We start from the raw sequence: 15,956 nt of genomic DNA, 5'->3' as shown, positions 1-15,956 counted from the left end.
GCACAACGAGTTACCATAGTCTTTTTCATTATCAAAACGCCCAGGATACTTTAGTACATACTCAAATGCTTGTGAACGCTTCCCAGAACTTTCCCCCGTTCTACCTGGAGAAGCTTCTAAACTTTGAGAACTAAGCGCTTCCATCACCTCATCAGTAGAAATATTATATGCAGTAAGCCTATCAGGTTTTAACCAAATACGCATCGCATACTCTCTTGTCCCAAGTATATCAGCAAAACCAACACCATTAACCCTTCTTAATTCTGGTAGAATGTTAATATCTGCATAGTTGAATAAAAACTTTTGATCGGCTTTAGGATCATCACTATAGAGGTTAACATACATCAGCATGTTAGGTTCTTCTCTCGTAATTTTAACACCTTCTCGTACCACCAAAGGAGGCAATTTGTTAATGGCTGAAGAAACTCTATTCTGCACATTTACAGCAGCTAAGTTAGGGTCTGTACCCAAATTAAAAACTACTTGTATGGAGGCTACCCCGTCATTCCCTGCATCAGAGGTAATGTATTTCATACCTTGTACCCCATTTAGAGCTTGTTCTAAAGGAATTACTACTGATTTTACCAAAAGTTCATTATTGGCACCTGGATACTCTGCCGTAATATTTACTTTAGGTGGCGAGATAGACAGAAATTGGGTAATAGGTAAACTTAATAGAGATAATACCCCCAAAAATACTATAATAAGAGAAATTACTATTGATAGTACAGGTCTCTTTATGAATGTTTTAAACATAGCTTAATATTTTAGTTGGCATTAAGTTTTAGAGTTTTTAATACCTCTTTAGGATTCTGAAACTGAGTTTTTACAACATCATTATCTCTTACCTTTTGTACTCCTTCTAATAATATTTTGTCACCCGCAGAAAGCCCTGAACTTACCACATAAATATCTGGTAAAGAATAGGAAACTTTAATATTTCTAGATTCTACTTTACCATTTTTATCTACAACAAAAACATATTTCTGATCCTGAATTTCATAGGTTGCCTTTTGTGGGATAATAAGTGCATTCTTCACAGGAATCTCCATTCTTACTTTTCCTGTTTGTCCGTTTCTTAAAAGCAAATCCGAGTTAGGAAACTTGGCACGGAAGGCTATGTTACCTGTTTCATTATTAAACTCTCCTTCTATATTTTGGATAAAACCTTTCTCTGGGTGCTCTTGACCATTTGCCATAACTAGAGTTACCTGCTGCTTGCTTCTCTCATCAGCATTGGTTTGATAGCTCAAATATTCTGGTTCAGAGACATTAAAATAGGCGTAGACATTGGTATTATCTGAAAGACTTGTTAACAAATCTCCTTCTTCTATAAGACTTCCTAATTTGAGAGGAATTCTATTGATAATACCAGAAAACGGGGCTCTAATAGTGGTAAAAGACAAATGTAACTGAGCCATTCTCATTTCTGCACTAGCCGCATCTAGCAAAGCTTTTTCATTTTTGGAAACAATATTATTCCCTGCCAAAATACTTGCATTTTGATATTCTATTCTAGCCTGCTCTACCTCAGCTCTTGTTTTCATGAGTTCAGCTTCATAGACTTGTGGCATTATTCTGAACAGAACTTGTCCTGCTTTAACATACTGACCTTCGTCTACATAGATTTTATCCAAAAATCCTTTCTCTTGAGCTCTTACTTCTATATTTTTTTGAGATTGTATTTGAGCTACAAAATCTTTGGATATATTAGTATCCATTTTTAGAGGTTGAGTTGTAGGATAAACAGGCATTTCCTCTTTTTTATCTTTATCTTCTGATTTGCAAGAGGATAGATTTAAAACTATTAGTACTGATAAAAGTGTGATTTTATTCATTTCGTTAATTTGTTAAGTTATTAGAAAATTATGTATGGTTATCATCAAACTTGGTTTGATGGAAAAAAGTGTATATCCCGCATATCAATAAATACGAAAACACACGATAATTTTTACAATAAAAAACAAATCAAATTCTAATAGAACGAATGAAAATATAGCGTTTTACCTTTAGATAGGAAAAAACAGAAGTGCCTCTGTACAGTATTTTAGCTACCTTAAAGAGAACTACAGAAAGTAACTTCCTTAATAGTACTAGAAATAATAAAACTAAAGTCTTCATCTATCTCATTTAAAGAAGCTATTAAACTAGCTGTATCCTTAGATGAATCTTTCTCAACAAAGAATGTCTTTTTTTTAGAAAATTTAGCCAATGTTGTACCTATCTCTTTATTAAGAGGTAGCTTCATAGAGTTTGCCTCTATTTTCCACGAGGAAAATAAAGTAATCAAAACTACTAATAAAAGGGCTAAATACTTTTTCATTTCAGTGGGCAAAGGTAATTAGAGATTTCTTATTACAATGTGTATTAACAAACTTTAACATATTATAATTACCTATGATAAAAAAAATAGAGTGCTAAATTAGCACTCTATTCTATTTAAAGTATTTCCAGTAAATTATATCTGAGGTCCTGCCGCTACTAATCTCTTACCTTCTTCGGTATCTGTATATTGTTCAAAATTCTTAATATACTTAGCTGCTAGAGATTTTGCTTTTTCTTCCCATTCTGCTGGTGTAGCGTAAGTATCCCTTGGATCTAGAATACCTTCAGAAACATTAGGTAACGAAGTAGGAATTTCTAAATTCATTACAGGAACTACGCTCTTAGGTGCATTATCTATGGAACCATCTAAAATAGCATCAATGATAGCTCTTGTATCTTTTAATGAAATTCTCTTACCTGTACCATTCCACCCAGTGTTTACTAAATAAGCCTTAGCACCGTGCTCTTTCATTTTGCTAATCAATGTTTTAGAGTACATTGTTGGGTGTAAAGTAAGAAATGCTTCTCCAAACGCTGGTGAGAACGAAGGTGTAGGTTCTGTGATACCTCTCTCAGTTCCTGCTAACTTAGAAGTGTATCCACATAAGAAGTGATATTGTGCTTGGTCTTCTGAAAGTATAGATACTGGAGGCAATACCCCAAAAGCATCAGCAGATAGATATATAATCTTACTAGCGTGTCCTGCCTTAGAAGGAAGTACTATCTTATTGATATGGTAGATAGGATAAGAAACTCTAGTATTTTCTGTAATAGAACCGTCTTTGTAATCTATCTCACCGTATTCATTTACCACAACATTTTCTAGCAATGCATCTCTTTTAATAGCTCTAAAGATGTCTGGCTCTTTTTCTTCTGTAAGGTCGATAACTTTAGCATAGCAACCACCTTCGTAGTTGAATACTCCGTTGTTATCCCAACCGTGCTCATCATCACCTATTAGGTATCTTTTCGGGTCTGCAGAAAGCGTTGTTTTACCTGTTCCTGAAAGACCAAAGAATAACGCTACATCTCCTTTCTCTCCTACATTGGCAGAACAGTGCATAGATGCCATACCTTTAAGTGGTAGGTAGTAGTTCATCATCGCGAACATACCTTTCTTCATCTCTCCACCGTACCAAGTACCTCCTATAATTTGGATTTTTTCTGTAAGGTTAAACATCACAAAGTTTTCAGAGTTTAGACCTTGTTTTTCCCAATCAGGGTTAGTAGTTTTAGAACCGTTCATCACAACAAAATCAGGCTCTCCGAAGTTTTCTAACTCGTGAACAGATGGTCTAATGAACATATTGGTAACAAAGTGTGCTTGCCAAGCCACCTCCATTACAAATCTTACTTTAAGTCTAGTATCAGGGTTAGTTCCGCAGAAAACATCTACCACATAAAGTTTTTTAGATGTAGAAAGTTGCTTAAGAACTAAATCTTTACAATGTGCAAAAACTTCTGGAGAAGTGGGTCTGTTAACATTACCATCCCAGTGTATTGTATCTTTAGTAATATCATCTAATACGATGTATCTATCCTTAGGGGATCTCCCTGTAAAAATTCCTGTTTTAACAGCTACCGCTCCTGATTCTGTTTGAGCTCCTTTCTCAAAGCCTTTGTTCTTATCAGAAACCTCTGCTTTATAAAGCTCTTCATAACTAGGATTATACACGACTTCATGGTAACCTGTAATCCCCAAATTGTGCAACTCTTGGATAATCTTTAAATTTTTCATAGGTGATATTAATTATATATAAATTATGGTTTTATTTTTAAAGCATACAAATTTACTTATTCTCCGAGAGGAATAGTGCGTTAAAGATAATGATATTAGTCAGAAATCGCAACTTAAAAATAAAATACTGATTATCATAAAATTATATCCGAAAATTTAAAAATATTAGAGAAACCTTGTTCCTCAAAATAAGACCTTGCTCCAGAAAAATTCTCAACCATAATAAAATCTCCACCCCAAGCTCCTAAACTTTTTATAAACCCTGGACAATCTGAAAAATAAAGTTCTTTAGCTGTAGGTATCCCTAAAAATTCAGAAAGTTTTTGCTCGTGTGCCATCATCAGTTTTGAAAATTCTTCTAAACTATCTGATTTTAGTACTGCATCGGTAAGTTCTGAAAAAAAAGCTATATCCTTTTTAGATTTTTCCCTTGCCTTATATAAAGCAATACCTTCTCTACTGTCTTGCTTTTGGTTTAAATGTATAAAGAGTAAATCGTCTTTGAATTTAGGTAAAAAATGTACAGGCACAACTTCCCTAAAGGGCTTTAGTTGGTACAATATAGATTGTTCTTCTAATGCTACAGCCACATCGTAGCCACTACCTCCCAATGTATTTTCGTTAAGAAGAAATGCATCTGTTTTTGCCCACTTTGCTAAGTTAGCCATAAGTGTAGAGCTACTCCCTAGACCATAATTGGCAGGAAACTGAAGATTAGTTTTGATATGATAGGAAACTCCTTTTTTTAACTTTTCCAGCGAAATAGATTGCAGATACTTTAATACTTTTAGGATAAATTCGGCATTAGGTTTTAAGTTAGTAGAAATAATCTCCCACTTACGATAATCTATCTCTATATACAGCCACAACTGGTTTTGATGATAGGTTTCCCAAAAGATTTTAGCATTGTTATCCTTTTTTTCTTCTACCCACAAATCTTGCCCCATTTTGGTTGGTAATGCCAAAGCTTTAGCACCGTCTAAAACAACATACTCTGAAGTGATGAGTAGTTTTCCTGATGAGAAATAATGTTCCATAAGGCAAATTTAATTCTAATTATTCGATTTTAAAACAGGTAAACTTTATTTTGCCTCAATTATTAGTTGATATATTGTTATATTTGTTCATTGGTTTATTATCTAACACATAACCTTATGCTTATGAAAAAAGTATTATGGCTGAGTTTACTATTAGCATTTTTCACTTACAAATCTCAAGTAAAGGATAATCTAAATATTCCCAAAAAACCAAAAATAGGTCTTGTTTTGGCAGGTGGCGGCGCTAAAGGTTTTGCTCACGTGGGTGTTCTTAAAGTTTTAGACTCGTTAGGTGTAAAGGTAGATTATATTTCGGGGACGAGTATGGGGGCTATTGTGGGTGGACTATATGCTTCTGGATACACAGGAAACGATATTGAGAAAATAATTACCAATACTGATTTTTACGACATCATCGCTAATGAAAAAAACAGAAAGGAAACTTCCTTTTTCAGCAAAACCACAGACAAATACCTCTTGAATATTCCTATAAAAAATGGCAAGATAAATGTGCTCCCTAAAGCTATTTCTACGGGACAAAAGAACATTTATATGCTTAAAGATTTATTTAAAAATGTTTCTAATGTAGAAGACTTTGCTCAACTTCCTATCCCATTTATGTGCGTTACCACAAACCTTGAAAGTGGTAAGATGAAAATTTTTGAAAAAGGAGATTTAATTAAAGCTATTATGGCGAGTTCTGCCTATCCTTCGCTTATGGACCCTGTTAAGATAGGTGATAGCCTTTATATAGATGGGGCTATGACCATCAACTACCCTGCACAACCTCTCAAAGAGAAAGGAATGGATATTATTATAGGAGTAGATTTAAGCCAAGGTTTAGCTAAAAGAGAGGATTTACAAAGTGCCATTAGTATCCTCAACCAAGTGATAGATTTTGGCATACAGAATGAAACCAAAAACCAATACCAATACATTGACATCAACATACATCCAAACCTAGATGGTATGAATGCCACTAGCTACGGAGACAAAGAAAAAATACTAAAAATAGGCTACGAAAAAGCTCAAAAATATACTGATATACTATCCAAACTTCCTAAACGAAAACATACCCAACTAAGAGTAACATCTAACCCTATTTACTCTAACATCTACAAAATAGATAGTTTAGAAGTGAATAACAATAAAATATTTAGCCGTTCATACCTACAAGGTAAAATGAACTTAAAAACACCTTCGCCACAAACTTACGGAAGTATCAATAAAATGGTGGACAAACTATACGCTACCAACAACTATAATCTTATCAACTATGATATCATTCAAAATAACGGGAAAAATACCCTCCAAGTTACAGTAGATGAAGACCAAAGCAGGTATTATCTTAAGTTTGGGTTACATTACGATGAATTGTTTAAAACAGGGCTCCTCATCAATGCCACCGCCAGAAGACTCCTACTGCCCAACTCCACCGTATCCTTAGATATAGTAGTGGGAGATAGCCCTAGATATTACTTTAACTACTTTATGGATAATGGCTATATACCAGGGCTTGGAGTTTCCTCATCAGGAATGAAATTAAACCTCAAAAACAACCAAGGTGCTATTACGGAAGATTGGACTTGGCTAAGAAACGATGTTTTTATCCATTCTATATGGAGAGATCGATACGCCATAGGTGGAGGGCTTAGCCACGATTATTTTAAAACGAATAATCCCAACATCAGTGAAATAAAAAACTTTATTAACCCTTATTTCTTTATTAAAAGCGATACACAGGACAACAAAAATTTCCCTACTAGAGGTTTCTTTCTAGATGCCGAAGCTAAAATATTAGAATTATTTAATGAGAAAAATGCCGAAATAACTCCCATACAAACCAAGGTAGACCTTAGAATGAATTTCTCTATCAGCAGTTGGCTCACCTATAATCTAAGCCTTTTTGGAGGGTTTACTGCCAATTACGATGATTTATCCCATTTCTATCAATACCGTATAGGTGGTATTTTTGAACAAAAACTAGGGAATTTTGCACAAATGCAAGGGTACTATTTCGGATACACGAGCAGCCCAAATCTATTAACGGCAACCAATAATTTTCAGTTCAGGATACAGAAAAGCTATTTCGTTACCGCTCATTTCAGTATGGCAAACCTTTTCAATGAAATCAATCTGAAGGAGATGCTAAATATCAATCATAAAGGATTAGGCATTACCGCAGGATACAAATCACCTTTTGGACAAATAAAAATAAACTACAGCAATCCACTAAACAAAAACAAAGGAATGTTAAATGTCATATTAGGACATTGGTTTTAAAAAACTTAATTAAAAATGATACAATTCTTTTTTGAAGAAATAGAGCCCATTAGTATATCTACTGACATCAGCAAATGGCTAGAGCAAATCATCTTATCAGAACACAAAAAACTAGGCAAGATAAACTACATATTCTGTGATGACGAATACCTCCTCAAGATAAATCAAGAGCATTTACAACACGATTATTATACCGATATTATTACCTTTGACTATGTTAGAGGAAACACCATATCGGGCGATATTTTTGTGTCCTTAGAACGCGTTAAAGACAATGCCTCTACCCTATCCAAAGACCATCAGTCAGAATTTCTAAGAGTATTAGCTCACGGTATTTTGCATCTCTGCGGATACAAAGACAAAACGGAAGAAGACATTAAAACAATGCGTGGAAAAGAAGATTTCTACCTTAACAAAACCACCTTAGCCCCTCGTTAGGACTAAGGTGGTTTTAGAATAAAAAAACTTCCCTAAGCGTTTTTAGCCGATTTTATAATCTCATTCAGTTCTTTATAAAGGGCTGCCCACTCCGCTTGGGATTACATTGCCGACACCAAATTGATATAGTTCCGTATTGATTTTTCTATATCCCCACGCAAGGCACTAGCAGATTTAGTTAGTCTTAATGTTGCATTCGCTTCGGTTTGTTCTGACAGCAGGTTAGAAAATGTTTCTTGTTTCGTTTTTAAATCATTAAATACAGGGGTTAAATTCAGAGCATTTAGAGCCGTTTTATTGGGTTCTGCATCTAGTTCTGCGAGCAATTTGTTAAGCAATACAGACTGGTCTGCGTAAGACTTTTTATCCAAATTCAAATCATTACGCTTAAAAACCTCATACAGCGCCACCGCCTTCTCTTGGTTTGGCAATAAGTCCAGAGCCGCATAGGCTTTTAGATACGCCTTAAGACCCACAAAAACCTTATCTCGCTCCTTATCCTCTTTGGCAACCTCTGCCCCTTTGCCGCTATACAACTGTTTTGCCACCAAATCTTTGTACAAATCATACTCCGCCTCCAGAGCCTTTAGCAAAGGGTGGTTGCTTATACTAATGGTATAGTTTCCATTCTTAGATGCCAAAATCAAACGCTCTGCTAACGCAGCAAGCGTAACGGTTTTTAATTTCCCTAAACTAATTTTCATTTTTAAAAAGATTTTAAAAGATTTACTATATTTTATGTGCTGAAGTTAAAAAAATTCAGATAAACACGCAATATTTTCTTTATTTAAGACAAATCATTTTCAATGTCAGTTCCCATATATTCGGTAGTTCATACTTAAACTGATAAGCTCTAAATCTGAAAGTTTAGGTAGCCTTCTTTGACTAATTTAATTATACAGCAAAACCAAATTTAAAAAATGGCTTAATTTTTAAACATTATCATATTATTTTAAAAACATAGGAATAACTCGTTGTGCATTTTAAATAATACTGATTTTTAGATGATTTAATTTTCTTTGGAAGATAAATTTATTGATATATTGAATAACCGTTGCGGCGGTTATTTTACTGATTATCCTTGTTTTAAAGCCTTCAAAAGTTTTAGCATAGTTTCTTTTAATCATAAATTGGTCGCAAAGTTGAGAGAAAAATGTCTCAATTCGTTTTCGCTTTTTCTTGTACAATGAAAATTGAGGAATATAATCTTTCTGATTACTTCTCATTGGTGTATCTAATTTAATATTAGCATAGTTAAATAAATCTATTTGAACTTTTGCTGATAAATAGCCTCTATCTCCAATTAAAGTACAGTTTCGCATTTGCTCACCAATATCTTTTAAATAGTGGATGTCGTGAACGGATGCAGGGCTTATATCAAAATTCTTAATCACACCATTTAAAGAACATACTGCGTGTAGTTTATAGCCATAGAAATATAATTTCTGTGAAGCACAATAACCATATGTTGGTGAAGAATAGGATTGCTCTTTACAAATTTTTGAACGAGTAGAACGAGCATTTTCACAAACTTTCATTGGCATGCTATCAACGATAAAAATATCTTCAAACTCATTGAACTCCATCGAAATACGCTGTCTAATTTGCTCTGTTTGTAGGGATAGTCTTCGTTTTCGCTTATTGTAAACACTTCTTTCAATTTTGTTTATCAGAGAGTTTGGCAATTTTCTAAATAACTGTAATTCGCTATCAATACTCAAGTATTCAGCAGTAATATTAAGACTTATGACTTCTAAATCGCTCATTTTAGGTGTTCTTCTCTGATAACTAATCAGTTGATTTTCTGAAAAAAGTCCTAAAACTTCCAAAATTCTTTCATATATTTGCTCTATGTTGTTCATTTATATCGTTTTATAGCAAAAACTCGTTGTGCATTTTAAATAATACTGATTTTCAGTCTAATAAACAACTCTTGTTTTTTTCATTTCATAATGCACAACGGGTTAATGTATAAATTGCAGTAGTTATTTAGGAACTGTATTAACATAAATTTTGACATTATGAAGAAAACAATTATTACTGTTTTTTCTTTGTCATTGGTGCTTTGTGGAAACGAAGTCTATGGACAAAGGAAAAAAGATTCTACGAAAACAAAAGAAATTGAGGAAGTAGTAGTAGTGGCTTATGGTAAGCAAAGGAAAGAAACGGTAGTAGGAGCAAATGCCGAAATAAAAGCAAAAGATTTAGCTCAAAGGTCTTTAACTAATGTAGCTCAAGCTCTAGATGGAGCTACCCCAGGAGTACAGGTTTCTACAAGTACAGGGCAGCCTGGTAGTGGTCCAGCAATTAGAATCAGAGGATTTAGTTCCATAGGCTCAAACAATAGCCCTTTGTTTATAGTAGATGGAACGGTTTATAATGGAAATATAGCTAATCTAAATCCTGATGATATAGAATCTTTGAATATATTAAAGGATGCAGCTTCGACCTCTTTGTATGGCTCTAGTGCAGCTAATGGGGTGGTTATGATTACTACTAAAAAGGGAAAAAAAGGAAGATCTCAGTTTAATTTTAGTGCAAGTACTGGTATATCTACGAGATCTATTCCTGAATATGACCGATTGAATGCAGCTCAATATTATCCAATAGTATGGGAGGCTATAAGAAACGGACAACTTTATAAACCTAGTGGAGCGATGTCGTTGGCAGATGCTAATGCTTACGCTTCTAGAACATTGATACCCGATGTCTTGAAAAATAATGTGTATAATGTCCCAGACAACCAGTTAGTAATAGATGGAGTTTTAAATCCTAATGCATCTTTAATATATGATGATTTAGATTGGCAAAAGGAGTTTTTTAAGGTAGGTATGAGACAAAACTATGATTTCAATTATAGTGGGGGAACAGATAAAACGACTTACTATGCATCATTTGGATATCTTAAAGAAGATGCTTACGCTTTGAGTTCAGACTATGAGAGAATTTCAGCTAGATTAAATATAGATACCCAAATTAAAGACTGGTTTAAGGTAGGTAGTAATTTGGCTTATTCCAACTCATTTTCTAACCAAGCTATAGATGGAGTAGATAATAATAGTTCTTATGTTAATCCATTTAATTGGACTAGAAATATAGGACCTATTTATAATGTTTATGCTCATGACCCAATTACCGGAGGATATATATATGATAAAGAAGGTAATCGTGTTTATGATGCAGGAGATAAGAGAGGAGCAGGAGCGGCTGGAGGTAGACATGTCATTCAAGAAACATTACTGAACAGAAATTATGATAAAATATATAATATTAATTCAAGATTTTTTGGAGAGTTTAAATTGTTACCAGAATTAACATTCACTACCAATGTGGGTTATGACTTAAGAAATTATAAAGGAATAGCTTATCGTAATAAGATTATAGGCGATGCAGTGCCTAATGGGGCGGCATCAAGAACTGTTACAGAATCACGCACAATTACCTTTAATCAGTTACTTAATTATGATAAATCTTTTGGACATCATAATTTGAATGTACTATTGGGACACGAAAATATTTCTTACAAATATGAGTATGTTTATGGTCGTAAGACAAATCAAGTAGTTGATAATAATGATGAGTTAGTTAATTTTGTAACACCTACCAATTTAACTTCTTATGATAGAATTTTACCTAAGGAATCTTATTTTTCTAGATTAAATTATGATTATAACAGAAAATATCTACTTTCGGCTTCTGTAAGGAGAGATGGGTCTGCTAGGTTCCATAAAGATGTTCGTTGGGCTACATTTTGGTCATTAGGAGCAGGATGGAGAATAGACCAAGAGAATTTCTTAAAGGGTAATTCTACAATAAGTCAGTTAAAACTTAGAGGGTCTTACGGGCAAGTGGGTAATGATGGTAGCTATAGCACAGATGTCTCTTATTATGCTTGGCAACCTCTTTATAGTCTAGGTTATAACAATGGAGATTATGCAGGAGTAATGATGAGTAGCGTAGGTAATACACAATTAACGTGGGAAAGTAATACACAATTAGACGCTGCTCTAGAATTTGGATTTTTTAATAACAGAATTACAGGTAGTGTAGAATATTACAAGAGAGGTACAGATGGACTTATTTTATCTGTACCAAAACCAGATTCTTCTGGTAACCTTAGTAGAGATGAAAATTCAGGAGCATTAGTAAATTCAGGGATAGAGGTAGCCCTTAGTATAGATGTTATTAAAACAAATAACTTTAAATGGAACCTTAATGTGAATGCCTCAACTCTTAAAAACGAGATTACTAAATTCCCTCAAGATGAAAGAATAGTAGGAACGAAAAAGTATATGGTGGGAAAATCTATCTATGATTATTGGCTAAGACAGTGGTATGGAGTAGACCCAGCTGATGGTATGGGGTTATTCTATGCTTCCGATGAAGCTATAGCTAAAGGAGGAACTACTCTTAGAGAAATAAATGGAGTAAAAGTAACTACAAACCATAATGATGCAAAGTATGATTATTCGGGAAGTGCTATACCTCAACTCTTTGGTAGCTTTGGAACTACATTCCGATACAAATCAGTTTCCTTATCTGCATTATTCACTTATCAGTTAGGAGGTAAGACTTATGACAGTAATTATGGAGGTCTTATGAGTGCTTATCCTCAAGGAGATGCTCTTAGTACAGATATACTTAGAAGATGGCAAAAGCCAGGTGATGTAACAGATGTGCCTAGGCTAGATGCATCTAATTACCAAAGTGTAGGGGTAGGTTCTAGCAGATGGTTGGTAAATTCGGATTATATTACTTTAAGACAAGTAACTTTATCTTACGAAATGCCTAGAGAGATTGTAAATCCGATAGGGGTTAATAATCTTAAGATATTTGTTAACGGAGAAAATATATGGTCTAAAACAGCTAGAAAAGGTCTAGAACCAGCACAAAGTTTCTCAGGTGTTACGGCTAATAGATTTACACCTGCTAGAATTATTAGTTTTGGTTTTTCTACTAATTTTTAATTTTTTAAACAAGTATTACAATGAAAAGATTTTTAATATACACTTCTCTATTAGGAGTATTTTTAACAGCAGAATCTTGTAGAGATTCTTATCTTGAGACAGTTCCTACTAGTGATATTTCAGCAGAAAGTATTACCCAAACAGCGGATAATATGATGCTATCTATAAATGGTATGCACCGAAGTATGTATACTAGTCAGGGGAATCAATCACAATCTGGGCAGTCAGGCATTATGATTATGACGGATGCTTTAGGAGATGATTTGGTATTTCCTAGTGTGGGAAATGGTTGGTATGTATCCGCTGTGAGATGGGTGAGTATTCAAGATGAAAATTCTGCTGATGTCGCATATCCTTGGAGATTTTATTATAAACTGATAAGAAATGCCAATGTTTTGATAAATGGGGGAGATAATGCTTCCGGAAGCGAAACTACTAGAAATAATGCTTTAGGTCAAGCCTATGCTTTCAGAGCATTTTGTCATTTTCAATTAGTACAATTGTACGCTAAGAGATACGATGGTACGCCTAATCCTAATGGTATTCCGTTGAGGTTAGAGCCTAATGATGACCCGCTAGCAAGGTCTTCCGTTGAGGAAGTATATAAACAAATCAATGCAGATTTGGATAAATCAATAGAACTTTTAAACGGAATTAGTAGGGTACATAAATCACACTTTAATGTTGAAGTGGTAAGAGGTATCAAAGCAAGAGTAGCACTAGTTTTAGGAAATTACAAAGAGGCTGCTGAGCAGGCAAAACTAGCAAGACAAGGTTTTACTTTAATGAGCAATAGTACTTACAAGGCTGGTTTTAACAGCTTAGATAATCCAGAATGGATTTGGGGTAGCTCTATTAAAGAAGATCAAACAGCCTATTTTGCTAATTTCGGGGCTTATATGTCTAGAAATTTTAGTTCTACTAATATCAGACAGAATCCAAAGGCTATGAATAAGTTGCTTTACAGCAAGTTTCCTAGCACAGATGTGAGAACGCAAGTAGTGGATCCTACAGGAAAACACCTAAGTTTAAGTTTACCTTCCAATTTTGCTAAGTACCCTTATACTAGTCAAAAATTCTTAGCAGTAGGTACTGGAGATAGTAGAATGGATGTGCCTTATATGAGAGCTGCTGAAATGTATTTAATAGAAGCAGAGGCTCTAGCAAGATTAGGCAAAGAACCTGAATCTAAGGTTGTATTTACCGAATTTTCTAAAAACAGAAATCCAGCTTATGTAGCTACTACTGCTACAGGAGAAGCTTATATCAACGAAATATTAGACAGCCGCCGTATAGAACTGTGGGGAGAAGGCTTTAGATTTTTAGATTTAAAGAGACTTAACCAACCTCTTAACAGAACAGGCAGCAATCATAATAGTGTTGTAGTTAATAATGTATTTGAGGTATCAGCAGGGGACTCTCGTTGGACTTTCTTAATACCTAGAAGAGAGCTAAACGCAAATCCTCTTATCAAACAGAATTAGTATTCTAATTAAAACACAAAAATGAAAAACCACCCTAAATTTTAGGGTGGTTTTATTTTATAAAACTAGTAAAAAAATGTCTAAAACCCGCCTTTACGGATAGGTTCTTTAATTTCAGGCCATTCGTATTGTTTTCCTGTGGTCGGGTTGATGGGTAAAACCATCTTTTCACGATTGCTTTGTTCAGGGTCTTCGCTCGCCATATAGGTCATTGTAGCGATGAGTGCCACATTGTGCTTTAAATCATCAAAAACTATTTTATCGTAAGTATCTCTATTGGTATGCCAAGTATAAGTACCGTATGCCCAAGTTAAAGAGCCCAGCATAAAGGCTGGTACACCAGCAGCCACAAAAGAAACGTGGTCGCTACTTCCGCCACTTGCAGAACCAGGGAAGGTATATTTTAATTCTTTTTTGATGTATTCAGGTGCAGGGGCAATCCATTTTTGGAGGTAATTGTAGGCGTGCACAAAGCCCGAACCATTGATGTATTGTATCCTACCAGTACCGTTATCTTGGTTAAAAACAGCTTGTATTTTCGGTAATTTATCTTTGTTATCTGCTACGAAAGCACGGCTGCCATTTAGCCCTTGTTCCTCGCTTCCCCATAGACCAACTATAATAGTTCTTTTAGGGTTAGGATAGTATTTTTTGAGGATACGAGCTACCTCCATCATAGTAATAACGCCAGTGCCATTATCCACTGCACCAGATGCACCGTCCCAAGAATCTATATGGGCAGACAAGATAACATATTCATCTTTATGAGTAGTACCAGGGAGCTCTGCTATTGTATTGAAAGTTTTAGCAGTGCCGTGGTTTTTACTTTGAACATTTAGATTGATTTTAGGGCGGTCGCCATATTGTACCATTCTGTAAAGCTGACCATAATCTTCTAACGCAATATCTACAACAGGGATTTTAGATGTAGTGGCATTGAAAATTCTACTAACTCCAAACCCACCACTCCAAGTGGACATAACGATGCCTACTGCACCTGCTTCCTCGATAGGTTTCTGAATGGTGCGTGTTGTATAGTTAATGGTTTTCATAGAAGCAGCCCATTCCTTATTTCTTTTTTCAGCCTCTTCTTTATATTTTTTGTAGGACTCTTCCGTAGCATATTCTTTCCAGTTATAATCAGGTCTTCCGCTAGGTTCGTATGGGCTAATCATTACAATTTTTCCCTTTACCCCTTTTAAAAAAGCATCAAACTCGGCTTTGGTTTTAAATACAGGCATTGTAATAAGTTCTGCTTCCACTCCATTTTTTGTTGTAGCAGGGCTGAATGCCAGTTGTCTCCCTTCCAAAGATTTGATGTAAGGCTGTGTAAGAGTGATTTGAGAAGTACCTCTTTCCCAAGAACGCCACTCACCCCAAGGTTCATTTTTTGCCGAAATTCCCCAAGATTTGAATTGATTTACCGCCCAATCGTGAGCTTGTTGCATTTTAGGGCTTCCTACCAATCTCGGTCCTATTTTATCAATTAGCTCGTATCCCAGTTTTTCTAATTGAGAATTTTGATAGGTTTCGTCTACCATTTTTTCCACAATAGGGTGGGAGCTTTGAGCGAAGGCTACTGTCGTGATAGAAAACAACAAAGTAGCACTCATAGATTTTAAAGTACACTTCATAGTCTTTAGTTTAAAATTACTCCGTGAAAATAAGAATTATTTTTTAGAGC

At 34.8% G+C, this 15,956-nt stretch carries 11 protein-coding genes and 1 pseudogene; 4 read left to right on the top strand and 8 right to left on the bottom strand.

Features of this window, described 5'->3' with window-relative positions:
* Positions 1-9 precede the first annotated feature (9 nt).
* The 5 genes and pseudogenes from VIX88_RS07590 to VIX88_RS07570 form a co-directional block, all read right to left on the bottom strand.
* Positions 10-756 (bottom strand): annotated as a pseudogene (locus VIX88_RS07590) (efflux RND transporter permease subunit); the annotation flags it as partial.
* 11 nt (positions 757-767) lie between these two features.
* The gene (locus tag VIX88_RS07585) at positions 768-1,838 is read right to left on the bottom strand and encodes an efflux RND transporter periplasmic adaptor subunit (RefSeq protein WP_064971133.1); all 1,071 of its coding nucleotides are present in this window, start codon (positions 1,836-1,838) and stop codon (positions 768-770) included.
* 218 nt (positions 1,839-2,056) lie between these two features.
* On the bottom strand, positions 2,057-2,323 hold the full coding sequence (locus VIX88_RS07580) for a hypothetical protein (RefSeq protein ID WP_237190247.1): 267 nt from the start codon (positions 2,321-2,323) through the stop codon (positions 2,057-2,059).
* Positions 2,324-2,458: 135 nt separating this feature from the next.
* A complete protein-coding gene (pckA, locus tag VIX88_RS07575; protein ID WP_064971132.1) occupies positions 2,459-4,063 on the bottom strand; it encodes a phosphoenolpyruvate carboxykinase (ATP) in 1,605 nt (534 codons plus the stop codon).
* Positions 4,064-4,197: 134 nt separating this feature from the next.
* Complete coding sequence (locus tag VIX88_RS07570) at positions 4,198-5,100, bottom strand: GYDIA family GHMP kinase (protein WP_064971131.1); 903 nt, start codon at positions 5,098-5,100, stop codon at positions 4,198-4,200.
* A gap of 117 nt (positions 5,101-5,217) precedes the next feature.
* Between VIX88_RS07570 and VIX88_RS07565 the strand changes: the two genes are divergently transcribed.
* On the top strand, positions 5,218-7,383 hold the full coding sequence (locus tag VIX88_RS07565; protein ID WP_214193730.1) for a patatin-like phospholipase family protein: 2,166 nt from the start codon (positions 5,218-5,220) through the stop codon (positions 7,381-7,383).
* 15 nt (positions 7,384-7,398) lie between these two features.
* Positions 7,399-7,821: an rRNA maturation RNase YbeY gene (gene ybeY / locus VIX88_RS07560; RefSeq protein WP_064971129.1), complete on the top strand. Its 423-nt coding sequence runs from the start codon at positions 7,399-7,401 to the stop codon at positions 7,819-7,821.
* 101 nt (positions 7,822-7,922) lie between these two features.
* Here the strand turns inward: ybeY and VIX88_RS07555 are convergent, their stop codons facing one another.
* Entirely contained in the window at positions 7,923-8,525 is a 603-nt protein-coding gene (locus VIX88_RS07555) for a DUF6261 family protein (protein WP_081276937.1), read from the bottom strand.
* Between the two features lie 279 nt (positions 8,526-8,804).
* Positions 8,805-9,683, bottom strand: coding sequence for an IS982-like element ISRa1 family transposase (locus VIX88_RS07550; protein ID WP_127919822.1), 879 nt, complete (start codon positions 9,681-9,683; stop codon positions 8,805-8,807).
* A gap of 159 nt (positions 9,684-9,842) precedes the next feature.
* Between VIX88_RS07550 and VIX88_RS07545 the strand changes: the two genes are divergently transcribed.
* Together VIX88_RS07545 and VIX88_RS07540 are read left to right on the top strand one after the other, a co-directional pair.
* The gene (locus tag VIX88_RS07545) at positions 9,843-12,788 is read left to right on the top strand and encodes a SusC/RagA family TonB-linked outer membrane protein (RefSeq protein WP_017686081.1); all 2,946 of its coding nucleotides are present in this window, start codon (positions 9,843-9,845) and stop codon (positions 12,786-12,788) included.
* A gap of 20 nt (positions 12,789-12,808) precedes the next feature.
* On the top strand, positions 12,809-14,272 hold the full coding sequence (locus VIX88_RS07540; protein WP_014937798.1) for a RagB/SusD family nutrient uptake outer membrane protein: 1,464 nt from the start codon (positions 12,809-12,811) through the stop codon (positions 14,270-14,272).
* Between the two features lie 80 nt (positions 14,273-14,352).
* Here VIX88_RS07540 and VIX88_RS07535 read toward each other — a convergent pair whose 3' ends face one another.
* Positions 14,353-15,906 carry a M20/M25/M40 family metallo-hydrolase gene (locus VIX88_RS07535; protein ID WP_064971119.1) on the bottom strand — a complete coding sequence of 518 codons (1,554 nt, stop codon included), beginning with the start codon at positions 15,904-15,906 and terminating at the stop codon, positions 14,353-14,355.
* Between the last annotated feature and the right edge of the window lie 50 nt (positions 15,907-15,956).

This window comes from Riemerella anatipestifer, assembly GCF_035666175.1.
Lineage (GTDB): Bacteria > Bacteroidota > Bacteroidia > Flavobacteriales > Weeksellaceae > Riemerella > Riemerella anatipestifer_D.
Note: the sequence above shows the minus strand (reverse complement) of the source record. Positions and strands in the feature narration are given on the sequence as shown.